42 protein-coding genes are annotated in these 19895 nt (G+C 67.9%); 40 read left to right on the top strand and 2 right to left on the bottom strand.

Annotation, left to right across the window (positions count from 1 at the left end):
- The first annotated feature begins 48 nt into the window (after positions 1 to 48).
- The 21 genes from FXF51_RS05725 (at position 49) to FXF51_RS05815 (ending at position 10650) form a co-directional block, all read left to right on the top strand.
- Positions 49 to 489: a hypothetical protein gene (locus tag FXF51_RS05725; RefSeq protein WP_148433193.1), complete on the top strand. Its 441-nt coding sequence runs from the start codon at positions 49 to 51 to the stop codon at positions 487 to 489.
- Positions 486 to 740 (top strand): hypothetical protein, encoded by a 255-nt coding sequence (locus FXF51_RS05730; RefSeq protein WP_148433194.1) that lies wholly within the window; start codon positions 486 to 488, stop codon positions 738 to 740. Before FXF51_RS05725 ends, FXF51_RS05730 begins: the two co-directional genes overlap by 4 nt.
- On the top strand, positions 737 to 1330 hold the full coding sequence (locus tag FXF51_RS05735) for a hypothetical protein (protein WP_148433195.1): 594 nt from the start codon (positions 737 to 739) through the stop codon (positions 1328 to 1330). The genes FXF51_RS05730 and FXF51_RS05735 overlap by 4 nt, the downstream gene beginning before the upstream one ends.
- Positions 1327 to 1983, top strand: a complete 657-nt coding sequence (locus FXF51_RS05740; RefSeq protein ID WP_148433196.1) for a hypothetical protein — start codon at positions 1327 to 1329, stop codon at positions 1981 to 1983. The genes FXF51_RS05735 and FXF51_RS05740 overlap by 4 nt, the downstream gene beginning before the upstream one ends.
- Positions 1980 to 2420: a hypothetical protein gene (locus FXF51_RS05745; protein WP_148433197.1), complete on the top strand. Its 441-nt coding sequence runs from the start codon at positions 1980 to 1982 to the stop codon at positions 2418 to 2420. Before FXF51_RS05740 ends, FXF51_RS05745 begins: the two co-directional genes overlap by 4 nt.
- A 44-nt stretch (positions 2421 to 2464) precedes the next feature.
- On the top strand, positions 2465 to 2743 hold the full coding sequence (locus tag FXF51_RS05750; protein WP_148433198.1) for a hypothetical protein: 279 nt from the start codon (positions 2465 to 2467) through the stop codon (positions 2741 to 2743).
- Complete coding sequence (locus tag FXF51_RS05755) at positions 2736 to 3095, top strand: hypothetical protein (protein WP_148433199.1); 360 nt, start codon at positions 2736 to 2738, stop codon at positions 3093 to 3095. The genes FXF51_RS05750 and FXF51_RS05755 overlap by 8 nt, the downstream gene beginning before the upstream one ends.
- Positions 3092 to 3754, top strand: coding sequence for a hypothetical protein (locus FXF51_RS05760; RefSeq protein ID WP_148433200.1), 663 nt, complete (start codon positions 3092 to 3094; stop codon positions 3752 to 3754). Before FXF51_RS05755 ends, FXF51_RS05760 begins: the two co-directional genes overlap by 4 nt.
- Positions 3755 to 3913: 159 nt before the next feature.
- The gene (locus tag FXF51_RS05765; protein ID WP_148433201.1) at positions 3914 to 4111 is read left to right on the top strand and encodes a hypothetical protein; all 198 of its coding nucleotides are present in this window, start codon (positions 3914 to 3916) and stop codon (positions 4109 to 4111) included.
- Entirely contained in the window at positions 4108 to 4278 is a 171-nt protein-coding gene (locus tag FXF51_RS60550; protein WP_187414202.1) for a hypothetical protein, read from the top strand. Before FXF51_RS05765 ends, FXF51_RS60550 begins: the two co-directional genes overlap by 4 nt.
- Entirely contained in the window at positions 4256 to 5272 is a 1017-nt protein-coding gene (locus FXF51_RS05770) for a DNA cytosine methyltransferase (RefSeq protein ID WP_148433202.1), read from the top strand. The genes FXF51_RS60550 and FXF51_RS05770 overlap by 23 nt, the downstream gene beginning before the upstream one ends.
- On the top strand, positions 5273 to 5434 hold the full coding sequence (locus FXF51_RS60555) for a hypothetical protein (protein ID WP_187414203.1): 162 nt from the start codon (positions 5273 to 5275) through the stop codon (positions 5432 to 5434).
- A complete protein-coding gene (locus FXF51_RS05775; protein ID WP_148433203.1) occupies positions 5431 to 5757 on the top strand; it encodes a hypothetical protein in 327 nt (108 codons plus the stop codon). Before FXF51_RS60555 ends, FXF51_RS05775 begins: the two co-directional genes overlap by 4 nt.
- Positions 5750 to 5956 (top strand): hypothetical protein, encoded by a 207-nt coding sequence (locus FXF51_RS05780; RefSeq protein ID WP_148433204.1) that lies wholly within the window; start codon positions 5750 to 5752, stop codon positions 5954 to 5956. The genes FXF51_RS05775 and FXF51_RS05780 overlap by 8 nt, the downstream gene beginning before the upstream one ends.
- Complete coding sequence (locus tag FXF51_RS05785) at positions 5956 to 6357, top strand: hypothetical protein (protein ID WP_148433205.1); 402 nt, start codon at positions 5956 to 5958, stop codon at positions 6355 to 6357. The genes FXF51_RS05780 and FXF51_RS05785 overlap by 1 nt, the downstream gene beginning before the upstream one ends.
- Positions 6357 to 6611: a hypothetical protein gene (locus tag FXF51_RS05790; RefSeq protein WP_148433206.1), complete on the top strand. Its 255-nt coding sequence runs from the start codon at positions 6357 to 6359 to the stop codon at positions 6609 to 6611. Before FXF51_RS05785 ends, FXF51_RS05790 begins: the two co-directional genes overlap by 1 nt.
- Positions 6604 to 9132 carry a helicase-related protein gene (locus tag FXF51_RS05795; RefSeq protein WP_222871139.1) on the top strand — a complete coding sequence of 843 codons (2529 nt, stop codon included), beginning with the start codon at positions 6604 to 6606 and terminating at the stop codon, positions 9130 to 9132. The genes FXF51_RS05790 and FXF51_RS05795 overlap by 8 nt, the downstream gene beginning before the upstream one ends.
- The gene (locus FXF51_RS05800; RefSeq protein ID WP_148433208.1) at positions 9122 to 9349 is read left to right on the top strand and encodes a hypothetical protein; all 228 of its coding nucleotides are present in this window, start codon (positions 9122 to 9124) and stop codon (positions 9347 to 9349) included. Before FXF51_RS05795 ends, FXF51_RS05800 begins: the two co-directional genes overlap by 11 nt.
- Positions 9342 to 9638: a WhiB family transcriptional regulator gene (locus FXF51_RS05805; protein ID WP_316247608.1), complete on the top strand. Its 297-nt coding sequence runs from the start codon at positions 9342 to 9344 to the stop codon at positions 9636 to 9638. Before FXF51_RS05800 ends, FXF51_RS05805 begins: the two co-directional genes overlap by 8 nt.
- A complete protein-coding gene (locus FXF51_RS05810; RefSeq protein ID WP_148433209.1) occupies positions 9638 to 9991 on the top strand; it encodes a hypothetical protein in 354 nt (117 codons plus the stop codon). Before FXF51_RS05805 ends, FXF51_RS05810 begins: the two co-directional genes overlap by 1 nt.
- Positions 9991 to 10650 (top strand): hypothetical protein, encoded by a 660-nt coding sequence (locus tag FXF51_RS05815; RefSeq protein WP_148433210.1) that lies wholly within the window; start codon positions 9991 to 9993, stop codon positions 10648 to 10650. Before FXF51_RS05810 ends, FXF51_RS05815 begins: the two co-directional genes overlap by 1 nt.
- Before the next feature lie 26 nt (positions 10651 to 10676).
- On the opposite strand, the gene FXF51_RS05820 is transcribed toward FXF51_RS05815, so the two are convergent.
- The gene (locus FXF51_RS05820) at positions 10677 to 10910 is read right to left on the bottom strand and encodes a hypothetical protein (RefSeq protein ID WP_148433211.1); all 234 of its coding nucleotides are present in this window, start codon (positions 10908 to 10910) and stop codon (positions 10677 to 10679) included.
- 147 nt (positions 10911 to 11057) lie between these two features.
- On the opposite strand from FXF51_RS05820, the gene FXF51_RS05825 reads away from it, so the two are divergent.
- From FXF51_RS05825 to FXF51_RS05895, 17 genes are all read left to right on the top strand, one after another.
- Positions 11058 to 11957, top strand: coding sequence for an HNH endonuclease (locus FXF51_RS05825; RefSeq protein WP_222871140.1), 900 nt, complete (start codon positions 11058 to 11060; stop codon positions 11955 to 11957).
- Positions 11958 to 12030: 73 nt separating this feature from the next.
- Positions 12031 to 13104: a hypothetical protein gene (locus tag FXF51_RS05830; protein WP_148433213.1), complete on the top strand. Its 1074-nt coding sequence runs from the start codon at positions 12031 to 12033 to the stop codon at positions 13102 to 13104.
- Positions 13101 to 13664: a hypothetical protein gene (locus tag FXF51_RS05835; protein WP_148433214.1), complete on the top strand. Its 564-nt coding sequence runs from the start codon at positions 13101 to 13103 to the stop codon at positions 13662 to 13664. Before FXF51_RS05830 ends, FXF51_RS05835 begins: the two co-directional genes overlap by 4 nt.
- Positions 13665 to 13799: 135 nt before the next feature.
- The gene (locus FXF51_RS60560; RefSeq protein WP_187414204.1) at positions 13800 to 13952 is read left to right on the top strand and encodes a hypothetical protein; all 153 of its coding nucleotides are present in this window, start codon (positions 13800 to 13802) and stop codon (positions 13950 to 13952) included.
- Positions 13949 to 14155, top strand: coding sequence for a hypothetical protein (locus FXF51_RS05840; protein WP_148433215.1), 207 nt, complete (start codon positions 13949 to 13951; stop codon positions 14153 to 14155). Before FXF51_RS60560 ends, FXF51_RS05840 begins: the two co-directional genes overlap by 4 nt.
- A complete protein-coding gene (locus FXF51_RS05845) occupies positions 14152 to 14457 on the top strand; it encodes a hypothetical protein (RefSeq protein WP_148433216.1) in 306 nt (101 codons plus the stop codon). Before FXF51_RS05840 ends, FXF51_RS05845 begins: the two co-directional genes overlap by 4 nt.
- Positions 14454 to 14957, top strand: coding sequence for a hypothetical protein (locus FXF51_RS05850; protein WP_148433217.1), 504 nt, complete (start codon positions 14454 to 14456; stop codon positions 14955 to 14957). Before FXF51_RS05845 ends, FXF51_RS05850 begins: the two co-directional genes overlap by 4 nt.
- Positions 14954 to 15241, top strand: coding sequence for a hypothetical protein (locus FXF51_RS05855; protein WP_148433218.1), 288 nt, complete (start codon positions 14954 to 14956; stop codon positions 15239 to 15241). Before FXF51_RS05850 ends, FXF51_RS05855 begins: the two co-directional genes overlap by 4 nt.
- Positions 15238 to 15606, top strand: coding sequence for a hypothetical protein (locus tag FXF51_RS05860; RefSeq protein WP_148433219.1), 369 nt, complete (start codon positions 15238 to 15240; stop codon positions 15604 to 15606). The genes FXF51_RS05855 and FXF51_RS05860 overlap by 4 nt, the downstream gene beginning before the upstream one ends.
- A complete protein-coding gene (locus FXF51_RS05865) occupies positions 15603 to 16403 on the top strand; it encodes a hypothetical protein (RefSeq protein WP_148433220.1) in 801 nt (266 codons plus the stop codon). Before FXF51_RS05860 ends, FXF51_RS05865 begins: the two co-directional genes overlap by 4 nt.
- Positions 16396 to 16857, top strand: a complete 462-nt coding sequence (locus FXF51_RS05870) for a hypothetical protein (protein WP_148433221.1) — start codon at positions 16396 to 16398, stop codon at positions 16855 to 16857. Before FXF51_RS05865 ends, FXF51_RS05870 begins: the two co-directional genes overlap by 8 nt.
- 5 nt (positions 16858 to 16862) lie before the next feature.
- Positions 16863 to 17105: a hypothetical protein gene (locus tag FXF51_RS05875; RefSeq protein WP_148433222.1), complete on the top strand. Its 243-nt coding sequence runs from the start codon at positions 16863 to 16865 to the stop codon at positions 17103 to 17105.
- The gene (locus tag FXF51_RS62410) at positions 17102 to 17230 is read left to right on the top strand and encodes a hypothetical protein (protein ID WP_262379309.1); all 129 of its coding nucleotides are present in this window, start codon (positions 17102 to 17104) and stop codon (positions 17228 to 17230) included. The genes FXF51_RS05875 and FXF51_RS62410 overlap by 4 nt, the downstream gene beginning before the upstream one ends.
- Positions 17220 to 17498 carry a DUF397 domain-containing protein gene (locus tag FXF51_RS63415; protein WP_148433223.1) on the top strand — a complete coding sequence of 93 codons (279 nt, stop codon included), beginning with the start codon at positions 17220 to 17222 and terminating at the stop codon, positions 17496 to 17498. The genes FXF51_RS62410 and FXF51_RS63415 overlap by 11 nt, the downstream gene beginning before the upstream one ends.
- Positions 17499 to 17615: 117 nt before the next feature.
- On the top strand, positions 17616 to 17960 hold the full coding sequence (locus FXF51_RS05885) for a hypothetical protein (protein WP_148433224.1): 345 nt from the start codon (positions 17616 to 17618) through the stop codon (positions 17958 to 17960).
- Positions 17960 to 18247: a hypothetical protein gene (locus FXF51_RS05890; RefSeq protein ID WP_148433225.1), complete on the top strand. Its 288-nt coding sequence runs from the start codon at positions 17960 to 17962 to the stop codon at positions 18245 to 18247. The genes FXF51_RS05885 and FXF51_RS05890 overlap by 1 nt, the downstream gene beginning before the upstream one ends.
- Positions 18244 to 18666, top strand: a complete 423-nt coding sequence (locus FXF51_RS05895; protein ID WP_148433226.1) for a hypothetical protein — start codon at positions 18244 to 18246, stop codon at positions 18664 to 18666. The genes FXF51_RS05890 and FXF51_RS05895 overlap by 4 nt, the downstream gene beginning before the upstream one ends.
- A gap of 4 nt (positions 18667 to 18670) precedes the next feature.
- On the opposite strand, the gene FXF51_RS05900 is transcribed toward FXF51_RS05895, so the two are convergent.
- A complete protein-coding gene (locus FXF51_RS05900; RefSeq protein WP_148433227.1) occupies positions 18671 to 18943 on the bottom strand; it encodes a hypothetical protein in 273 nt (90 codons plus the stop codon).
- Between the two features lie 106 nt (positions 18944 to 19049).
- Here FXF51_RS05900 and FXF51_RS60565 point away from each other — a divergent pair, with 106 nt between their 5' ends.
- Together FXF51_RS60565 and FXF51_RS05905 are read left to right on the top strand one after the other, a co-directional pair.
- Positions 19050 to 19190: a hypothetical protein gene (locus FXF51_RS60565; RefSeq protein WP_187414205.1), complete on the top strand. Its 141-nt coding sequence runs from the start codon at positions 19050 to 19052 to the stop codon at positions 19188 to 19190.
- A 284-nt stretch (positions 19191 to 19474) separates the two neighbouring features.
- Positions 19475 to 19873, top strand: a complete 399-nt coding sequence (locus FXF51_RS05905; protein ID WP_148433228.1) for a hypothetical protein — start codon at positions 19475 to 19477, stop codon at positions 19871 to 19873.
- Positions 19874 to 19895 lie beyond the last annotated feature (22 nt).

Here is a 19895-nt window from a genome sequence, read left to right on the forward strand (position 1 = left end):
GCGAGCGCACTGCACCACTCCGAACAAGCGCACCAACAGGAGATCACTTTGAGCACCACGGACCAGATTCTCGGACCGAACATCGATCACTTCACGCCTGAGCCTCTGCCGCTGACCAAGCTGTACGCCGACCACCTCAACAAGAGGCTCGCCGAGCTTGAAATGGACATCTCCTGGCTCGACGAACGCGAGGCCCTCCTTCAAGACGACCTCACCGCCTGCCGGGCCACCAGGGCGACTCTCGCCGACACCCGTGCCCGATACCGCAGAGACCTGGGGTCGCAGTACCAGCCGTCCGCCGAGCAGCCGGTGTGGCCGGTGAAGGCGGGGGAGCGCGGCCACACGGCGGAGAAGTGCCCGAAGTGCGGCGACCCGATGTTCATGACCGCGAAGTACGGCAACGTCCACGAGACCGCAGGAGATCAGGGCCTGCTGTGGGTGGCGGCCGGCGAGTGGTGCCAGCAGCAGGGCGAGGTGTCGGAGTCGTGACCGGGCGCCGTCTCGCCGTGTTACCGGCCGCGCCGTTCGCCCGCCACCAGGGCCGCCATCGTCGCCGTCACTTCGCCTCTCACGGCTCCACGACCGGTTGGGCTGCTCTTGCGCACCTGGTTCCCGCCCAGCGGGAGGAGACGTTCACCAAGCCTCGACGCACCCCGCTCGTGGTGCTCCCGCTCGCCCAGGACGAGCTGATCCCCTTCGCCGACTACCGGCACCCCTACTCCCCGAAGGATGCGGCATGAGCACCGAAACCCCCGAGACGCCCGCGACGACGAACCCGTACCAGGCCAAGCGCGAGGCCGTGGCCCGCGCCGTTACGGCGTGGCAGCGCCAGGCGGCCGAAGTCGACGAGGCGGGCGACCGTGAGCCCACCGCCATGGAGGACGCCGACGACCTGGAGGACTGCCTCAACGACGAGGGCATGATCCTTCTGCCCCGCTCAACCGGCCACGGCAAGTGGCGGGTCCTGGTGGACGGCCAGCCCGCCCCGTACCCCGGGCAGGACGCGCCGTCGCACCCGATGGGTGCCGAAGAGGCCATGGAGGCTTTCGCGGTCGCCACAGCGGCCGACTACCACGGCGAGAAGCAGATCGTGGTCCGGCCCGCGACCGAGCGGGAGATGGTCACGTCGGCCGTCATCGGTGACGCCACGGTCCATGAGGATCCGGTGAGGATCGCGCCCACCGTGTTCATGGTGGAGACCGAGGAGAACGTCGGCGCGACCCTGGTCCGGATGATCGACAAGGACGGGCGTGAGGTCCTGGTCGGGCTCGACGACAACACGCGGCGGGTGCTCACGTCACTGCTCAACCGTGCGGATGGTGCGGCATGACCGTCCCAGCCTCAGACCGGGAAATGTCCTTCTGGCCCACTCCGGCCGAGGTCGCCGACGATCTCGTGTACTGGCTGATGGAACCGTGGCACGCCCTCGGTGATGGCGTCCGTGTGCTCGAACCCTCCGCAGGCGAGGGGCACCTTGTCCGCGCGATCCGGGAGCGCCTGCCCGAAGCGCACATCACGGCGGTCGAGCCCAGCGAGACACGGGCTGCGGCCCTGCGCGCGACGCCTGGCATCGAGGTCGTGCAGACCACCCTGGAGTTGTACCTCGCCGACGTCACGCGGCAGGCGACCAGCGGGGCGTGGCAGCCCTTCCATCTGGTGGTCATGAACCCGCCGTTCACCCTGCCGGACCGCCGCGAGGCATGGGCCGAACACGTGCTGGAGTGTTACCACCATCCGCACCTGCTCGCGCCGTATGGCGTCATCGGCGCGGTGGTTCCCCGCATCGTGATGACCGGCCGCTCCAAGCTCGTACAAAAGGTGCGCGGACTCCTCGACGAATGCGGAAGGGCGCGATCGTGCGAACGAGGCGCCTTCTCCGGCATGGGGGCCAAGGTCAGCACGGCACTGATCTGGACGCAGAAGCCCTACGAGGAAGCCGAGCCGTCGGGCCAGCTTGACCTGTTCTCCGGGGTGGCGTCATGAGCGACATCACCCCCGAGAAGGTCGCCGCGACACCGCCAACCCCGGAGAACGTCGCCGAGATGCTCACCTCAGGCGACAACGACTACCACGACGGCAACTACTGGCACCCGTCGATCGGCGCCGCAGGCAACGTCGTCCACATCGGCATCACGGCCTACAGCGAGGACGGCGAGAAGCTGCCCGAGCAGCACTTCCGGGCGGTCGTCGTCGAGGGCGAGACGGTCCCGATCGTGCTGGAGGCTCCCGCTGAACTCGGCATGGGATGGCATGACGGCGGTGACATGCTGGCTCTCCTCGACCAGGGCATCACGATCTTCCCTGGTGGCGCTGACGAGTGGGTGATCCCTCCGTCTCAGGCCCGCGAGATGGCCGCGCAGTTGGCGGCGATGGCTGACGCTCGGGAGGCCGCTCAGGCTCAGACGGGCGGTGCCCAGTGAGCCGCCACGTCATCCCCAACGCTCCCGGGTCACCCGACCAGCGTGTGACTACGGTCGGCTGGGACGCCCCGCTCACCACGTTCTTCGCGATGGCGTTCGACGGCGACGACGAAGTGTTCTGGCTCGGCATGATGCCGCGCGAGATCCCGACGCTCGGCGCTCTCACTGAGGCGCTCGAACCGCACCACGTGGCCGTCCCGGACGATGTCCTCCACCAGCTCCTCGCCGACAAGCACAGCGAGGGCGACCGGTCGGACAACGTGGGCCGGCGGCTCGTGGACGCGATCCTCGCCGAGCAGAACGGCGGTGCCTCCGATGTCTGAGCCGATCACCCCCGAGAAGGTCGCCCACCTGAAGGACCTCCTGACGTCTGTCGGGGGCCTCCCGTGGTTCCTGTCGGACTGCGAGGGCGACATGCGAATCTGGCGCGAGTCCGCTCTCACGCACGTCACCCGGGGCGAGGACGGCGACATCGAGGGCTACCGCACCCCCGGCTCGTACCAGCGCAACGACCTGATCGCCGACTGGGATCTGGACACGTGGGACGAGGGGGAGGACGAGGACGACGACGAGCGGCGGCACATGGCCGAACTCATCGTCGAGGCGGTCAACGCCCTGCCTGCTCTTCTCGCCCTCGCTGAGGCCGCTCAGGCAGAGCAGGAGCGGCAGCCGTGACCTCCCTAGACCGGAACACGCCGCCGCTGTCCGTCGAGCGCCTCACGGAGATCCGGGCGCTCCCGTACCACGCTGAGGTGCACCTGCTGGAGCAGGTCCGTGTGGGCCTCCTCTCCGAGGTGGACCGCCTCAACGCCTACGTCAACTCGATCGACCGTCTCAACGAGATTGCGGACGCCGACTGGAAGCAGGAGGTGGACCGCCTCAAGGCTCAGGTGCGCCGTCTTGAGGCGGACGCCAAGCGGGACGAGCACACCACAGGCCAACTCATCGACGAGCGGGACAACCTGCATGCGCTCCTCGACAAGTTCGCCGAGAAGGTCGCTCCCCTCGAGGTGATCGGCGAGCACTCCTCCGGTAACGACCCGTGGCTGAACGCGATGGACTTGGTCACCCCAGCTGCCGAGGTGGACCGTCTGAGAGCCGCTGTAGAGCTGCTCGGGACTGAACTCCAGCGCGGCTCCACAGCATTCACGGACCGTCTGCGCCAGCTCGCCGCCGAGCGGGACCAGGCCCGCGAGTCCGCCAAGCACCTGGCTGGCGCTTTGGCCAAGGTCGGCGTTGCGGTGGAGCAGGCGATGCGCCTCGCTGCTGCTGGTGACGCCGCAGGCGCTGCTGCTGTCCTGGGTGATGTCGCCTCCGAGGAGGTGGCTCCGTGATCGCCGTTGGGCAGGCTGTCGTGGCCGTCTACGTGGCGGCTGTGTTCGGCGCGATGGCGGGTGTGGTCGCCACCATCACCTACCGGGGTGACCGGCGTCGGGCAGCGGACACCCGAGAGGCGTCCCAGCGCGTGCCGGTGGATCACCTCCTGCGCGACGGTGGCGGACGGTCCCGCGGGCGGGGGCGTGGTCGTCGTGGCTAACCCGCTGAAGAAGATCCGTAAGGCGCTCACGCCGAAGCCGCGCACTGACGAGCAGGGTCGTGACGTCCAGCCGCCGACCCGCCTGACGAAGATCCTGCGCCAGCACATGGAGGACGAGGTTCGCCGCCAGGAGCAGCGCGGAGGCGACCGGTGACCGCCCTGACGCTGCTCGGCTGCGCCCTGATCCTCTTCGGCTCCTACCTCACCGCCGGATCCCTACTGCTGGCCTGGATCCACTCCTGGGCGCAGAAGAGGGAGCCGGTCGCCGATCTCTACGACGTGTGGGAGGAGGCCGACGATGACCGTGCTGGAGGCCACTGACTTGTTCGCTGGTGGCGGCGGCTCTTCCGAAGGGCTGGCGCAGGCTGGCTACTTCGTGGCGATCGCCGCGAACCACGAGCGCATCCCGGTGGCCACACACCAGCTCAACCACCCGGACACCGAGCACCGGATCGCGAACCTGTCGGAGGTGGACTGGCGGACCTTCCCTGCCACCGACGTGCTGTGGGCGTCTCCGAGCTGCGTGTGGCATGCCCGCTCGGGCGGCCGGCGTCGTCCGCCGGCTGAGGTGGAGAAGTTGCGCGAGGACGCCGGGGCGATCGACCGGGCCACGGCTTTCGCGGTCATCGCCGCGGCCGAGGTCCACAAGTACCCGGTGGTCCTGGTGGAGAACGTGCCGGAGTTCCAGGACTGGACGTTGTACGGCTGGTGGCTGGACGGGCTGCGGTCGCTCGGTTACGACCGGATCACGCCGCTGTTGCTCGACGCCGCCGACTACGGGCACGCCCAGCACCGGATCCGGCTGTTCATCGTCGCCACCCGCAACGGTTTGGCTGTGGACCTGACCCCGCCCGGCATGGCGCGCGTGCCGGCGTCCGCGATCCTCGACGACGACCCGGGCAAGCTCGTCACTCGCCCGCTGTACGTGTCGCCGCAGATCGCCCAGATCCGCGACGAGGACGTGCCGCACCTGGTGACGTACCGGCGCAACGCCAAGGCCAAGCGCGCCGATCGGCATCCGATCGCCTGCGTCACCGCGGGAGGCAACCACCACGCCGTCGCCACCGTTCGTGAAGGGCGGGCTTGGCATCGGCTGCTGACCAACCGCGAGTGCGCCCGCGCTCAGGGCTTCCCGGACTCGTACGAGTTCGTCGGCGACGGCAAGCAGGTCAAGAAGCAGATCGGCAACGCCGTCCCGGTCGGCATCGCCCGTTGGCTGGGCGAGCGCGTCGCCGCGGCAATGAGAGGCGAGTCCACTGCGTCGGCGATCCAGTCGGTCGCCTACCAGCCCTCCCTGTTCGAGGAGGTGGCCTAGGTGCTCCCTGAGTGCTGCGAGAAGGCCGTGGAGCGCGGCGAGTACGACGAGCACCGCCTGGTGTGCGTGCACCGCTCTCCGGCCCCAGTGGAGGAGCCGGAGACAGAGCCCCTGTTCGACATCGACCCGCCCAAGACCGAGGAAGGAGGGCCGCTGCTGTGACCATCCCCGAGCCTGAGATGCGAGTCACCCGCTACGAGTTCTGCTGCCTGCCCGAAGGCCATATCGACGCCCCGCACTTCACGATCTCCGTCGAGTATCGGGGGCGCGGTTTGTGGGCGGTTCTCGACGGGCCTTTCGCTCTCGACGCGGACGGCCGCAAGGACTACGAGCCGCGCCCGTCGTCGCGGGAGGACGACTGGCTGGCCACGCACCGGTTCGACCTGGACACCGCGAAGCGGATCGCGGTGAAGGCCGCCAAGGTCCAGACGGTCAACGGCCACACGGTGGCGGACGTGCTCCAAAAGGGCGCGGCAGATGCCTGACTATCCCCTGATCGACGTGTGGGCGGTCCTCCGCGACCCGGACATCCCCGCAGCGGTGGGGCAGCGGCTGCTCGACCGCCAGAGGGCCGTGAGCGCCGGGGAGACGCCGGCGGTGTGCCCGGAGGAGGACAAGCCGTTCCTGGCCCGTCACATCGTCCCTGCTTTTCCCGTACAGGACTCTCCCGAGGAGGCGCTGTGATGCTGCACCTCGTCCAACTCGACTGCGACCCGACGCACCTGTTCCGCGCCCTGAAGCAGGCCGGGATGAGGCCGACGCCTCCAGAGCCGTTCGGCCCGTGCGGCGTGGTCCTCCTGCTGCGGGACCTCTCGGGAACGCCAGCGGGGAAGGTGATCGTCACCCAAGGACCGCTCGACGACACCGAGTGGTTGCACGCCTCCATCTCGTGGCGGGACCGGATGCCCACCTACGACGAGCTGACGGTGGTGAAGGCGGGAGTGTTCGGCCCCGAGCGGGAGGCGTACCAGGTGTTCCCGCCGCAGGACCGGCACGTCAACATCCACAACTTCGCCCTCCACCTGTGGGGGAGAGCGGACGGTGTTCGGGTCCTGCCGGACTTCGGCCAGTGGGGGACGATCTGATGCCGCGGCCCACCTTCACCGAGTGGACGGAGATCCGCCTGATCGGCTCTCAGGCGGCCGTTGACGGCGCTGACCGCATTCTTCGCGAGACGGGCGCCGAGATCGCCACCGACAGCGGCACACAGCCCGCCCGCAAGGGCGGAGACGGAAAGGTCCGCCGCTACGTCGTGGCCCGCCTCGCCGAGTCTCCGGACGTTTCCAGAACGGTTCGGAACAGCTCGGAACGATCCCGAACGGAGGCGAATGATGCCTAGCCAGTCGTACACCGACTTCCTCGCGGGCAAGGCCTCGCTCGCCGAGCCTGCCGGGTTCACCACGGAGCCTGTCGAGGTGCACCCAATCTTGAAGCCTCACCAGCGGGACATTGTGGTGTGGGCGGTCCGAGGTGGCAGGCGGGCGGTGTTCGCCGCATTCGGACTCGGCAAGTCCGTGATGCAGTTGGAAATCCTGCGCCTCACGCTCGCCCACTCCGGTGGCGCACGCGCCCTCATCGTCTGCCCGCTCGGTGTGCGAGGCGAGTTCATCCGGGACGCCGCGATGCTCGGCCTCACCGTGACGTTCGTCCGCGCCTCCGGCCAGGTGAACGGGCCGGGCCTGTACGTCACGAACTACGAGAGCGTGCGGGACGGGAAGCTTGACCCGAACCTGTTCGACGCCGTCAGCTTGGACGAGGCGTCGGTGCTGCGCTCGTTCGGCTCCAAGACGTACCAGACGTTTCTGTCCCTGTTCGGCGATGTCCCTTACCGGTTTCTGGCGACCGCCACGCCGGCGCCGAACCGGTACAAGGAGCTCATCCACTACGCCGGGTTCCTCGGGGTCATGGACACCGGGCAGGCCTTGACGCGCTTCTTTCAGCGCGACTCGACCAAGGCGAACAACCTGACCTTGTACCCGCACAAAGAGCGCGAGTTCTGGCTGTGGCTCAACACGTGGGCGGTGTTCCTACAGAGTCCTTCCGATCTCGGCTACGACGACACCGGATATGACTTGCCGCCGATCGAGGTCCGGCACCACGAGGTGGCGGTGGATCACTCTGACGCGCCGGTCGACCGGGACGGACAGGCCGCGTTGTTCCGCGGTGGCGCGCTTGGTGTCGAGGATGTGGCGCGGGAGAAGAGGGACACGCTCCCGGCCCGGATCGACCAGCTCATGTCCATCGTGGGCGCCCACGTCGCCGACCACCCGGGTGACCAGATCATCATCTGGTGCGACCTGAACGCCGAACAGGACGCCATCGAGCGCGCTCTCGCCGCCGCAGGCCTGACCTACTCCTCCGTTCACGGGTCTCTCCCGCTGGAGGAGGCCGAGAGACGGCTGCAGCAGTGGCGCGACCGGGAGACATACGCCTTGATCGGCAAGCCGGTGATGCTCGGCCAGGGCATGAACCTGCAGCAGTGCTGCACGGCCGTGTTCGTCGGCGTCACCTACAAGTTCAACGACCTGATTCAGGCCGTCCACCGCATCCAGCGCTACGGACAGACCCGCACCTGCTACGCGCACATCATCCATGCCGAGTCCGAGCGTGAGGTCGTCCGCACCTTGCAGGAGAAGTGGGCCCGACACAAGGAACTGACCTCGACCATGAGCGACATCATTCGCGAGCACGGCCTGTCGAGTGCCAGCATCGCCGCCGAGCTTGTCCGCTCCATGGGAGTGGAGCGGATCGAGGCGAGCGGCAACGGCTGGCTGGTGGCCAACAACGACTGTGTGCTGGAGACGCAGGCGATGGAGGCCGACAGCGTCGACCTGATCGTCACGAGCATCCCGTTTTCGAACCACTACGAGTACACGCCGAGCTACAACGACTTCGGGCACACCGACAACAACGATCACTTCTGGGCCCAGATGGACTTCCTGACGCCCGAGCTGTTGCGGGTGTTGCGGCCAGGCCGGGTCTACGCCTGTCACGTCAAGGACCGCATTCTGTTCGGAGCGGTGACCGGCGCCGGCGTGCCCACCGTCTCCCCCTTCCATGCCGAGGCACTGATGCATGGCCGCCGCCATGGGTTCGACTACATGGGCATGATCACGGTGGTGACGGACGTGGTCCGAGAGAACAACCAGACGTACAGGCTCGGCTGGTCTGAGCAGTGCAAGGACGGCACCAAGATGGGCGCCGGGTCCCCCGAGTACATCCTGCTGTTCCACAAGCCGCAGACCGACCGTAGCCGCGGCTACGCCGATGTCCCCGTTGTGAAGGATAAGGCCTCTTACACGCGGGCCCGGTGGCAGGTGGACGCGCACGCCTTCTGGAGGTCGTCCGGTAACCGGCCGCTCACCCCGGAGGAGTTGGCGGCGCTCCCGCCCGACCAGATGTCACGGCTGTTCACGGAGAACACGCTGCGCCAGGTGTACGACTACGAGGCGCACGTCCGCATCGGCGAGGCGTTGGAGGGGCGGGGCGCGCTCCCAGCGACGTTCATGAGCCTCGCCCCTGGCTCGCACCACCCGGAGGTCTGGCACGACGTCAACCGGATGCTCACGCTCAACACCGAGCAGTCCAGGCGGCGCCAGCAGCTCCACGTATGCCCTCTCCAGTGGGACATCGTGGACCGGCTCATCACCCGGTTCAGCAACCCGGACGAGCTCGTTTATGACCCGTTCGGAGGTCTGTTCACGGTGCCCGTTCGGGCGCTCCATCTTGGTCGGCGCGGCCGAGCCGCGGAACTCAACACCAGCTACTTCCTCGACGGCATCAAGTATCTCCAGGCGCAAGAGCGGAAGGCCGACATGCCCGGACTCTTCGATTTGATCGAGGTGGCCGATGCGTCCTGACCTGACTCCTGATGCGGCGCAGGCCCGCATGGACGACCTAGCCCTGGACCGCTTCTACCGGTGGCTGGACCGCATCGCCCCACACCCCGGCTGCTGGGAGAAGGCCGCAGCCGACGCGTCGGCGCCCCCGGAACTGTCCGAGCTGGTTCGGATGATGCGCGACTACACCGACGTCGGTACCCGTGCAAGCACCAAAGAGGAGGAGACTCGTGCCTAGCGCCCGGATCCCAGAGAAGACCGGCAACGGCAGCGGCTGGCGCCAGCGGGCTGCCTGCCGCGACATGGACGCAGAGACGTTCTTCCCGGTCGGGAACACCGGTTATGCACTCATTCAGGCAGCGGAGGCCAAGCAGGTCTGCGGGTCGTGTTCAGTCGTCGCGGCGTGCCTGGATTGGGCGCTGACCATGGGCGAAACCGGTATTTGGGGCGGCAAGACGGAGGAGGAACGCAAGTCCCTCAAGCGAAGCCTTCAGCGTCGTGCCCGCGCTGAGACGGCGGTGGTGTGATGGCCGAGCACCCGCACGGCAGCGCCCACCGCTACCGGTCTGGCGGTTGCCGCTGCCCGCGCTGCACCGCGGCGCACGCCCGCGCGCAGAACGTCTACCGGCTCGCTGTCAAGACGGGTGACCATCGCCCGGACGCGGAGGCGGAGAAGGTCCGCAGGCACGTGCAGACGCTCAGGGACGCCGGGATGAGCCTGCGGCAGATCGCCATCGCGGCGGGCGTGTCGAAGGGTGTCGTGGACGCCCTCATCTACGGCGTCCCCTCGCAGGGGCGCCGCCGCTCCAGCCGGATCAGGCCTGCCAACGCCGACAAGCTGCTCGCGGTCCAGCCGCGCCAGCAGGCCGGGGCGGCGTGATGGGCGAGGTCCGTCACGGCACGATCCGCCGCTACAACGCCTACCGCTGCCGCTGTACGCCGTGCAGGGCGGCCAAGAGCCGTTACGACGTCAACCGGCGCCGCCTCATGGCGTACGGGCGGTGGACGGCGTACGGCGATGCCGGGTTCGTCCGTGCGCACGTGGCCGGGCTGATGGCCCGCGGGCTCAGCCCCACGGCGATCGCGGACCTGGCGGGCGTCCACGCCGAGTGCGTGCTGCAGGTGCTCAACGAGCAGCATGTGCGCGGCCCGCTCGACATCAACGCCCGCTCACTCCTGGCGGTCTCGTTCGACCTCGACGCGATCCCGGACCGGGTGCTGATCGACGCCACGGGCACCCGCCGCCGCGTTCAGGCGCTCGTCGCCATCGGGTATTCGCTGAGCGCCCAGTGCGCCCTGCTGGGACGCACGGTCAACAACTACTACAAGGTGCTGCGCAACCCGCGCGTGTTCGCCGAGACGGCCCGCGCGGTCCGCGACCTGTATCGGGAGTTGTCGAGGACGCCGGCCCCGCCCTCGCGCGGCGCCAAGCTGGCCTGCCGTCGCGCTGCCCGTAACGGGTGGCTGTCACCGCTGGCGTGGGACGACATCGACGACCCCAACGAGAAGCCCAAGGGTGTCCGCCGGGAGGCGTCATGACTTCTGGGGCTCGGGTAGCCAGCAGCTCAGGAGTCGGAGGACTCGGAAGGCGCGATGCCGGCGTTTCGGGCGGCCACCTGGAAGCGCCGGACCTGCTCGCGAGTGATCTTCAACTCGGTGGCGATGTCCTTCTGCTCAACGCCCCCAGCGCGGGCCAGGAGGATCTCTCGCCCAAGCTCGGCTTGCGCGTCGGCGATGAGCTGCTTGGCGCGGGCCTTGGCTTCCTCAAGTGCGGCGTTCGCGGTTCGGATGCCGGTCATGGGGTCGGACACCTTTCCATGGTCGCACCTCTAATGAGGCCAATATATCAGAGGCCCCAAGCCGTGAAGCCTCAAACATGTATGCCAACAAGTGTGTGGCATATAGTGGACGGGTCGGGCGTTGCCCCAGTGACCCCAGGAGTGCCGATGGCCGTCGGTAAGCGTCTCAGGTTCCAGATCTTCCGCCGCGACAACTTCGCCTGCCGCTACTGCGGACTGGCGGCAAAGGATGGGGCGGTCCTTGAAGTCGATCACATGACCCCCAGGTCCGATGGCGGCCGAGATGTACCCACGAACCTGATCACGGCATGCGAGGACTGCAACTCAGGCAAGAGCGATATCGCCTTGGAGTCCGCCGTTGTCGAGGACGTTCCTCAGGCCGACCTGGACGCCGCCATCGCTGCTCGCGCACTCGCGGCCGAAGAAGGCGACGAGGAAGAACTGGCGGAGTGGGTGCACGACTTAGAGATCGCTTCTGCCGTCAGGTGGTATTCGGGCTTCGGCCGGAACCTTCCCCACCCGTTGGAGAGTGGCGCCTGGCTGGTGTCGTTCACCACCGCCGTAGCGACCGGCCGAAAGGCCGAAGACATCCTCGCTGCTTGCGAAGCTGCAGGAGAAGCCCGCAAGCCTGAACTCGCGGTGTTCCTCCCCCCGGCAGGTGCCGATCGTGGAACGTCCGAGGAGGAGGCCGACGCGATCATTGCTCACGCCTATCTCGCCGGCTTCACCCCTCCAGAGCGAGTCAAGCTGCTCTGGGCCGCTCGACGGGACATCGGCGACCGCTGGCCGTCCGAACGCGAATTGATCACGGCTGCTGCTAGCAAGGGGCGGTTTGTTATCGAGGAGTTCGGCCGCGACAAAGAAGCGCTCCTGGCATGGCTGCAACGCCTTCCTGGCGACGAAGGATCCCTTGCGTTGGTGAAGGCGACCGCCGAGTGGGATGCCGCCTGCAAAGGACATCGCCGAACTTCTGCCTACGAGTGCCCTGATGAGGTGCTCGAAATCGCGGTCAGTCACACGCTTGGTGCGACGGTGCCCCATGCCTAGTCGTCGAAGACAGGGCCTGCTCCGCAGTTCAACCAATCCCTACTGATCCACCTGGAGCAACACCTTGCCACGGATGCGCACGCTCAAGCCGGAAGCGTTCAGTTCGGAGACCCTCACCGAGGTCTCCGTACATGCACGCTGGAACTTTGCCGGCTTGTGGACTTACGCCGACGACGAGGGACGCGGCCGGGCCGAAGTGCGACTCATAAAAGCCGCCGTTTGGCCGCTGGACGACGACGTCACGCCGCGGGAGGTGGCAGCCTTCCTCGACGAACTGGAGGCGGCACACCTGATCTGTCGATACGAGAGCGGCGGCAAGCAGTACCTGCACATCGTGAATTTCGCGGAGCACCAGAAGCCGAACCGTCCCGTGGCGAGCAAACTCCCTGAGTGCCCGAAGGTGACCCACGGAGGGCTCACTGAGGACTCAGTGAGCAGTAACGAAGATGTCATTCGGACCGCGCGCAGCATTGGGCGGGCACTGGACTGCGCCGACCTGGGCGCCATGTGGGAAGTTTCCGAGCAAATCTCCGACGCAGCCCTCATTGCCGCAGGTCAAATGGCAATCACTGAGGACTCACTGAGGACTCACGGAGCCGTTGAGCGGAACTCGTTCACGAACACTCCTACTCCTACTCCTCTCCGTACGGAGGGAGAAGGAGATGTAGATGGAGCGTCGGAAATTGGAGCTGAGAAGTCTGCGACTTCTCAGGAAACGTCCGAAGCCGACGGCAGCGCCGAAGACGAGGAAGAAGCCGAACCGTCACGCGAGGACGTCGAGCGCCTGTGCAGGCACCTGGCTGATCGCATCGTGGCGAACGGGTCCAAGCCCCCCACCGTCGGAAAGCGCTGGAGGAACGCCGCCCGCCTGATGCTCGACAAAGACGGGCGGACCGAGGAGCAGATCCACCTCGCCATCGACTGGTGCCAGAACGACGAGTTCTGGCGCTCCAACATCCTCAGCATGCCGACCCTGCGCGACCAGTACGACCGCCTGCGCCTCCAGGCAAAGAACCAGGTTGGCCGCCGGTCGCAAGCCCCTAGTCAGCGCTCTACGACTGACGAGCGCGTCGCCCAGGCCCAAAGCCTCAAGGAGCGCTTCCGCTCCGGCATGCCCCCAACGATCCAAGGAGAGATTGCGCAATGACTCCCGAAGAGGTGATCGACCTGCTCACGACCGCTGCGGCATACGACCGGCGCAAGGTCGGTGAGGCTGACGTGGTCGCCTGGCACGCCGCCGTGAAGGACCTGGACTATCTCGACGCCCAGGACGCGGTGATCGCGCACTACACGCTGACGACGGAGTGGCTGATGCCCGCCCATGTCCGCAAGGGCGTAAAGGACATCAGGGCGGCGAGGCTGGCGCGTGAGCCCGTTCCGGCGCCCCCTGCCGAATTGGCTGACAGGCCCCGCGACTACAGGGCGGCGTTCCAGGCCGCGCTGGCGAAGATGGCCCGCGGGTTCGCGCTGCCCAGGCAGATCACGGCCAAGGTGGAGCCGTCCACGGAGTACCTCGAGATCCGAGGTGTCGACCACGACCCGCTTCGCGTCGCTGCGATCCGCGTGTCGTGCCCATGGCCGCCATGCCGGGCGGTGCCCGGCGCTGTGTGCGTAGACGCGGATGGCCGCAGGCTGACTGCTCCGGCGCACGAGGCCCGGCTGAAGGCCGCTGGCGTCGGCGACGACGAGCACCGGGTGTCGGGGTGAGGTGCCGTGACCACCGCCGACCTACGCGACCTGGACGAGGCGACAAGGGCTGCTGTCGCTGCCCTGGCGCACAGGGTCCGGGAGCGGGAAGCCCTCGCTGAACGCCCCGACGCCGAACTGTTCGCTGGTGAGTTCATGACCGCGCTCCGCGGGCAGGGCTGGCGGCCGACCGCGGCCCGGCCTGCGCGACCGTGGCAGCAGCAGATCGGCCCTCCGCCCCGCCCGGAGATCGCCCACCGCGGCGCCGAACTCGCCCGGCGAGCCATGGCAGGCGAGGAGGTGCCGTGAACCCGGAGTTGGAAGCCCGCCTGTGGTCGCTGGAAGCGGAGCGGCTGCGCCCTGTCCCGCCGAAGCCGCCTACGACCGGGATGGACCGGCGGGCGATCGAGAGGGTCATCGACTCTCTGGTGGCGCTCGGCCTGGACGACGAAGACGAGGCGCCCGACTCTGACCAGGACGTTCACGACGGCCCGAGGGAGAACCCGCAATGACGTGCATCGCGTTCGGTCACGACGACGCGCAGGAGGCGCTCCGCCAGTTCCTGTCAGGTGACGACAACGGCAGGTGGTGTACCGGCCGGCGGATCGCCCGCTACATCGCCCGCCCAGACGATCGAGGTCTGGCGGCCGTGATCGTGGACCCGGGCGAGTACGAGGACCTCCAGGAGGCGCAGGCGGCGCTGAACGCGATGCGGCAGGTGCTCGGCCGCTACCCCGAAACCGACGTCGGCGAGCCCGCCTCTCCCGTCCCCGTCCCGACACTCACCGAGCCTGAGGAGGCCCGTAAGCCATGAGTGACACCAAGACCGAGATCCGCGTCCCGTGCGGCAACGAGGACCACGACGAGCCCACCCCGGCGGTCGCTCGCCTGTCGTGGCCGGACGGCCGCTTCCGGCCGGTGCTCGCCTGCCAGGAGGACTTCGAGGAGGCGCTGGCGCAGCAGGCCGAGGAGCGGCTGACGCTTCTGATCGAGCCGATCAAGCCTGAGGGTGAGCGTAAGGGCCCGAAGGACTACACCGAGGCGATCCGGCAGGTGGAGCGCGCCTTCCGATACGCCTACGCCGAGCCGGTGAAGGCGATCCTGCTGGAGGCTCCCGACAAGCCGTGCCTGGAGGAGCTTCCTGAGACGCTGGAGGAGCGGCAGAAGCTTCCGGCCCGCTTCCACACCCCGCACTGGCTGGGCGACTGCATCCCGAAGGCGTGGGTGTGCAACGTCTGCTGGGACGAGGGCTCGGTGACGCGGTGGCCGTGCAAGGCCGCTGCTGAGTTCGGGGGCGAGGTGTTCGCCCGATGAGCACCGAGACCGCGCTGTCCGTGGAAGCCGAAGTCCGAGCCGCTGCCGTCAAGATCCGCACCGACAAGGGCCACCCGAACGGCGAACTCGTCGCTGAACTGCTGGACCACCTCGCGTTCGAGATGGAGTGCGAGGACGCCGAAGAGCAGGATTTTCCCGAGCATGTTCCGCAGTGGCGGCGGATGGTGGTCGACCACCGGGGAGAGGGCAGCTTCGCGTGGACGACCGCGCTGGTGCTCGCCCGGGTCGTCAACGGGACAGGGCAGGAGGTGGCCTCGCGATGAGTCCCGTAGACGTGTGCGGAGCGGTGAGCGAGCACGGGGACGTGTGCGGCCTCCCGCCCCACCGCACGGGCCTCTGCCGGTCGAACGGTCCTCGCAAGCATGTGTCCTCGCCAGAGAAGGCGTCCAAGCCGTGGCGCTGGTACAAGAACGCCGCCGTCGCCTGGAACACGGTTCACCCGGTCGGCACGCCGGTCCTGGCATGGCCAGGCGCCCGCGACGACGAGCCGCTGGTGACCCGTACCCGGACGCCAGCGTGGACGCTCGGCCACGGTGCTGCCGTGGTGTCGGTCGAAGGCCGGTCGGGCGGTATCGCCCTCACCCACATCGAGCCCGTCGAAGCTTCCGAGGAAGTGGTCTCCCGATGAGCGACACCACCACACGGCAGCTCATGGACGCGCTGCTCGCCCACTACCGCAAGCCCGGCACCGACCAGGACGGTGAGGTACTCATCCCTGAAGTGGCCGCCCCTGGCTCCAGCCGCCGCGCCGATCTCGTACGGGTCGGACTGTGGTCGAGCAGGGGGTACGGCATCGACGTGCACGAGCTGAAGGTCAGCCGCGCGGACTGGCTGCGCGAACTCGACGACCCAGCGAAGGCGGAAGCCTGGTGGGAGCACTCCAGCCGCTTTTGGATCGTCGCCCCGCCGAACATGATCCAGCCGTCCGAACTGCCGACCGGCTGGGGCCTGATGGTGCCGCCCACGTCAGCGAACCATCGCCGCTTCAAGGTGGTGGTGAAACCCGCCGAGCGCCAGCCGAAGCTGACGCTGGCGCTGATGACCGAACTGGTGCGGCGGGCCGACAACATCCGCGCCGGTGAGATCTGGCAGATCAAGCAGGAGCACCGCAACGCCCTCTACGAGCAGGAGCAGAAGATCCGGCAGGAGATCGGCTCTTCCCGACTCGACTACGAGACCCAGGAGCGCCTGGAACTGTTGGACAAGATCGAGGCTGCGATGGGGATGCAGATCACGCGGTACGCGTCCCGCAGGGACGAGCGTTTCGTGGGCGTGGAGGAGTGGGTGGCGGCCGTCGCTGAGTTTACGCCCGATCACGTCGCGCTCCAGCGGCACCGCCGCGAACTGGACGGCATGGAGGATCGGATCCGCCGCGCTGCGAACTTCGCGCTGACCAACCTCCCGGAGCGAGGCGACCATGGCTGACACCACCGAGAAAACGATCGCGTCCGAACTGCGAGAGGCGGCGGCGAGAGCGCGCGAGCACCTGTTGTCGCATGTGGTCGCTGAGGTGCTTCCGCAGACCGCGATTGTGGTGCTGTGCGGCAGCGTCCACGAGGAGTCGGCGGTGACCTGCCGCAACTGTGTCCTGTTCGACGTGAAGGACCGGGTGCTGGCCCGCTTGGTGGCGACGCTGATCAACGCCCGTGAGCCTCTCGCTTCCTGGCTGGAGCAGGTGGCGGAGGTCTTCGACAAGGAGGTCATCTGCGACCAGCCGGAGTGCCCCGCATGCGGTGACGGCTGCCATGTCGATCACGGCACGCTCCTCGTCCATGACGGCGGCTGCGGAGGTGTCCTGCTCGATGTGGGTGAGGACCGGTGCTCCTGCTTTGCGGGCGGGATGGCTGTGGCTCGTGTCCTGAACGGAACCTCCCGGTGAGCCGCGTGGATGACATCTTCTACGAGCTGGTGTGGCGGCCTCGCTGGACTGGCCCGTTGGTCGAGACGTCTCCTCCTGCGCCCGCCAGGCGCGTGGAGGTCCTGCCGAAAACCGACTGGGCGGAGACTGCCGAAGAGGTGGCCGACGAAGCCGAGTCCGAGCGTGTGCGGCTCGCCGATCTGGTTGCTGCGGGCTTGTCTCCGCTGGAGGCTGCCCGGCTGCTGTTCGCCGAAGGGACCGCGTCGTGACCCGCCGGGACTGGTACTTGAAGACGCTCGCCCTGATGGAGGCGGCGGCCGTCGTCGAGACGGACCCGCGACGCGAGGACGCCCCCGTTCAGACGATCGACGAGGAGGCCACCGATGTGGCGTAGGTCCAGCTTCTGCAACGGCGCTACCGCGTGTGTGGAGGTGGCGGAGGTCGAGGGCTTGGTGGCGTTACGGGACTCGAAGGAGCCGGACGGCCCGGTGCTGCTCTACAGCCGCCTTGAGTGGGAGGCGTTCCTGGCGGGCGTCCGAGCCGGAGAGTTTGATCTGGCGGTCCTTTGCGCTTCGGCGGGGGACGGCTCGGACGGAGATGCCCGCGCTCGCGCCTCAGAGGCCCCTACGGCGCGAGAAGACGCGTCTCAGGTCTCCGTGTAGCGCCCGCCCCGTCTCGCGGGGCTCTGGGGTACCTACAGCCCCGCGAGGCGAACTCCAGTTCCCAGCAAGATCGAAATATGCAGCTTCAAGATCAATGTTCGATAGGAGATCCGAACGATGCGAGGCATCAACGAGCCGCCCGTGAAGGTCTGGCTGGTGTGGTCCAACGAGCACGACGCCTGGTGGGGGCCCGCAAGGCGGGGCTACACGCACGACGTGTGGGCCGCAGGCCGTTACGCCGAGACGGACGCGGCCGTGATCTGCCGGAGGGCGGCGTATGGCTGGCGTGAGGGCGCGCTCCCGCCCGAGGTGATGGTCTCCGCGCCGGAGAACGACCAGGACAAGTTCTCCGTGGACGACCTGCGTCACATGCCCGAGCGGATGGCTGCGAGAGCTGAGGAGGTCACCCGGGAGGCGATCGCCAAGAGGCGGGCCGAGCAGGACAGCGAGGTGTCCCGCTGATGGCCCGCTACCGCAAGACGATCGAGGTCGAGGCCGTCCAGTGGACGGGAGACAACCGCGATGAGGTGCTCGCCCTCGTCGGCTCGTTCAGATCGAGGACGACCTTCACCAGCCACGAGCCGTCGCTGGTGCAGATCTGGATGACTGAGTGGCACCGGATGGAGGTCCCTGTCGGCGACTGGATCGCTGAGGAGCCGATGGGCGACACGATGGCCCTTCGCCATGTGTGGGTGTCCGAGTTCGCCGCTGGCTACCAGCCCGTCCAGGACATCGAGGCTGCCCAGTGAGCAGCGTCTACCGCGTCCTCTGCCTCTCCCACGACCCGGCCATCATCCTCTCCGAGGTCGAGTACCACCGACCCGAGGCGGCCGTCTCGGATATCGCTGCAGGCATCGACGGCCACGCAGAGTGTGATCTGCTGATCGGCCGGTACTCGTACCCGCTGATCGAGGTCGGCTGCCCGCCCGCCACCGGCCCTGAACGGTCAGGCCGCCCCCGCTGCTCCACCCACTCCACGACGGAGTGGGTGGACGTGGCATGGCTGCGGATCCTCCTCGCCGTGCACCGCAACGGCACCAAGGAGATGCAGGAACTGGTCGGTGCCACGCAGCTCCGCCACTGGTCGTACGAGCGGTTGCGACGCCTCCGCGACGAACTCGGCATCGACGCGGACGAGCCCGCCGACCAGTCTGGGGAAGGCCGGTGAACGGCTACTCGGCGGCGGTCTCGGGTTCGCCGGCGTGCTGCTTTCGGGGGCGTCCAGGGTGCATGCGGGCGCGGCGCTCTGCCAGCTCCTGCTCGGCTGCCGCGAGCTTGTCCAGCTGGGCCTCGCCTCCATGGCGGTTGATCTGCCGTCGCATGTGGTCGAGCAGGTCGGCGGTTCGGTTGGTTCCGAGCTGCTTGCACACCTCGCCGTATGCCTCCCAGAGGACTTCAGGCACCCGGATTGGGCGGGGCTTGGTGACCTGGTCGTCGCTGCTCATGGCGTCCCTTCGCTGTGTATCTACAGAAATCTTCTCAGAGGTATTGCGTATCTACAAGCATGAGAGTTAATCTGTAGATACACAACAGGACGCCAGGGAGAACAAGATGACTTTCGCCCAGATCCTCGCCGCAGACCCGAACACCACCGACGCCGACATCGAGGACTTCACCTCCTACATGAGCGACGCGGACGCGGACCGCTTCTGGAGGCAGGTCCGCGAGACCCGGGACGCGCTCCGCAAGTAGGACCTCAGAGCCCCGGGAAGACCGGGGCTCACCCCCCCTCTCCCTGAACCCGACCGGAAGATCCCGCGACCAGCGCCACGGAGGACCGAGATGACCGCTCCCACCGCCCCGCACTCCGACAACCGGTGCACCGCCACCGCTGAGACGTGGGGAATGACCTTCCGCTGCACACGCCCCGCCGACCATCCCGGCTCGATGCACAGCCTGAACATGTCCGAGCCCGAGCAGCCCGCCCCTGCCACTCCCCGATCTTGTCCGCCCCTGCCGCTGCCGTAGGAGCACCGATGACCACCCAGCCCAAGCCGGTCTCCCCGTCCGGCATCTCCCGCCAGTTGCGCAACGCCGGATACCCCGTCATCGGGGTCGGTATCGGCACCGGCCGCCGCCTGCCCGGCGTGTACGTGTCGGGCAGGCGGAAGTTCGGCTCCGTGACGGTGATGGTCAGGAACGACGACAACCCGGGGCGGCGTGCCGAACTGGCGGCCGAGGTGGCGGAGTTCCTGCGGAAGGCGGGGCGCTTCGTGGACCACACGCCTGGCAAGTGGGTGTTCAGCGTCCGCGCCACCGGCCCCGCCCCGGGACGCCTCGTCAAGGCGTTGCGTGAGGCCGCCGCCAACTTTCCGCCGATGGAGCCGGACCCGCACGTGTGCGAGACCGACTGTGAGTGCCAGAACGACGACTGACCGCCCCTGACGTAGGAGACCT

The organism is Nonomuraea sp. PA05 (assembly GCF_008086045.1).
Lineage (GTDB): Bacteria > Actinomycetota > Actinomycetes > Streptosporangiales > Streptosporangiaceae > Nonomuraea > Nonomuraea monospora.

Coding starts and splice junctions, on each gene's coding strand:
- FXF51_RS05885 (WP_148433224.1), top strand. CDS start 17,616: ATGCGAGGCATCAACGAGCCGCCCGTGAAGGTCTGGCTGGTGTGGTCC.
- FXF51_RS05845 (WP_148433216.1), top strand. CDS start 14,152: ATGACGTGCATCGCGTTCGGTCACGACGACGCGCAGGAGGCGCTCCGC.
- FXF51_RS05905 (WP_148433228.1), top strand. CDS start 19,475: ATGACCACCCAGCCCAAGCCGGTCTCCCCGTCCGGCATCTCCCGCCAG.
- FXF51_RS05850 (WP_148433217.1), top strand. CDS start 14,454: ATGAGTGACACCAAGACCGAGATCCGCGTCCCGTGCGGCAACGAGGAC.
- FXF51_RS05825 (WP_222871140.1), top strand. CDS start 11,058: ATGGCCGTCGGTAAGCGTCTCAGGTTCCAGATCTTCCGCCGCGACAAC.
- FXF51_RS05860 (WP_148433219.1), top strand. CDS start 15,238: ATGAGTCCCGTAGACGTGTGCGGAGCGGTGAGCGAGCACGGGGACGTG.
- FXF51_RS63415 (WP_148433223.1), top strand. CDS start 17,220: ATGTGGCGTAGGTCCAGCTTCTGCAACGGCGCTACCGCGTGTGTGGAG.
- FXF51_RS60565 (WP_187414205.1), top strand. CDS start 19,050: ATGACTTTCGCCCAGATCCTCGCCGCAGACCCGAACACCACCGACGCC.
- FXF51_RS05810 (WP_148433209.1), top strand. CDS start 9,638: ATGGCCGAGCACCCGCACGGCAGCGCCCACCGCTACCGGTCTGGCGGT.
- FXF51_RS05830 (WP_148433213.1), top strand. CDS start 12,031: ATGCGCACGCTCAAGCCGGAAGCGTTCAGTTCGGAGACCCTCACCGAG.
- FXF51_RS05865 (WP_148433220.1), top strand. CDS start 15,603: ATGAGCGACACCACCACACGGCAGCTCATGGACGCGCTGCTCGCCCAC.
- FXF51_RS05900 (WP_148433227.1), bottom strand. CDS start 18,943: ATGAGCAGCGACGACCAGGTCACCAAGCCCCGCCCAATCCGGGTGCCT.
- FXF51_RS05735 (WP_148433195.1), top strand. CDS start 737: ATGAGCACCGAAACCCCCGAGACGCCCGCGACGACGAACCCGTACCAG.
- FXF51_RS05740 (WP_148433196.1), top strand. CDS start 1,327: ATGACCGTCCCAGCCTCAGACCGGGAAATGTCCTTCTGGCCCACTCCG.
- FXF51_RS05785 (WP_148433205.1), top strand. CDS start 5,956: ATGCTGCACCTCGTCCAACTCGACTGCGACCCGACGCACCTGTTCCGC.
- FXF51_RS05800 (WP_148433208.1), top strand. CDS start 9,122: ATGCGTCCTGACCTGACTCCTGATGCGGCGCAGGCCCGCATGGACGAC.
- FXF51_RS05890 (WP_148433225.1), top strand. CDS start 17,960: ATGGCCCGCTACCGCAAGACGATCGAGGTCGAGGCCGTCCAGTGGACG.
- FXF51_RS05870 (WP_148433221.1), top strand. CDS start 16,396: ATGGCTGACACCACCGAGAAAACGATCGCGTCCGAACTGCGAGAGGCG.
- FXF51_RS05835 (WP_148433214.1), top strand. CDS start 13,101: ATGACTCCCGAAGAGGTGATCGACCTGCTCACGACCGCTGCGGCATAC.
- FXF51_RS05820 (WP_148433211.1), bottom strand. CDS start 10,910: ATGACCGGCATCCGAACCGCGAACGCCGCACTTGAGGAAGCCAAGGCC.
- FXF51_RS05770 (WP_148433202.1), top strand. CDS start 4,256: ATGACCGTGCTGGAGGCCACTGACTTGTTCGCTGGTGGCGGCGGCTCT.
- FXF51_RS05855 (WP_148433218.1), top strand. CDS start 14,954: ATGAGCACCGAGACCGCGCTGTCCGTGGAAGCCGAAGTCCGAGCCGCT.
- FXF51_RS05795 (WP_222871139.1), top strand. CDS start 6,604: ATGCCTAGCCAGTCGTACACCGACTTCCTCGCGGGCAAGGCCTCGCTC.
- FXF51_RS05780 (WP_148433204.1), top strand. CDS start 5,750: ATGCCTGACTATCCCCTGATCGACGTGTGGGCGGTCCTCCGCGACCCG.
- FXF51_RS05755 (WP_148433199.1), top strand. CDS start 2,736: ATGTCTGAGCCGATCACCCCCGAGAAGGTCGCCCACCTGAAGGACCTC.
- FXF51_RS05815 (WP_148433210.1), top strand. CDS start 9,991: ATGGGCGAGGTCCGTCACGGCACGATCCGCCGCTACAACGCCTACCGC.
- FXF51_RS05745 (WP_148433197.1), top strand. CDS start 1,980: ATGAGCGACATCACCCCCGAGAAGGTCGCCGCGACACCGCCAACCCCG.
- FXF51_RS05790 (WP_148433206.1), top strand. CDS start 6,357: ATGCCGCGGCCCACCTTCACCGAGTGGACGGAGATCCGCCTGATCGGC.
- FXF51_RS60560 (WP_187414204.1), top strand. CDS start 13,800: ATGACCGCGCTCCGCGGGCAGGGCTGGCGGCCGACCGCGGCCCGGCCT.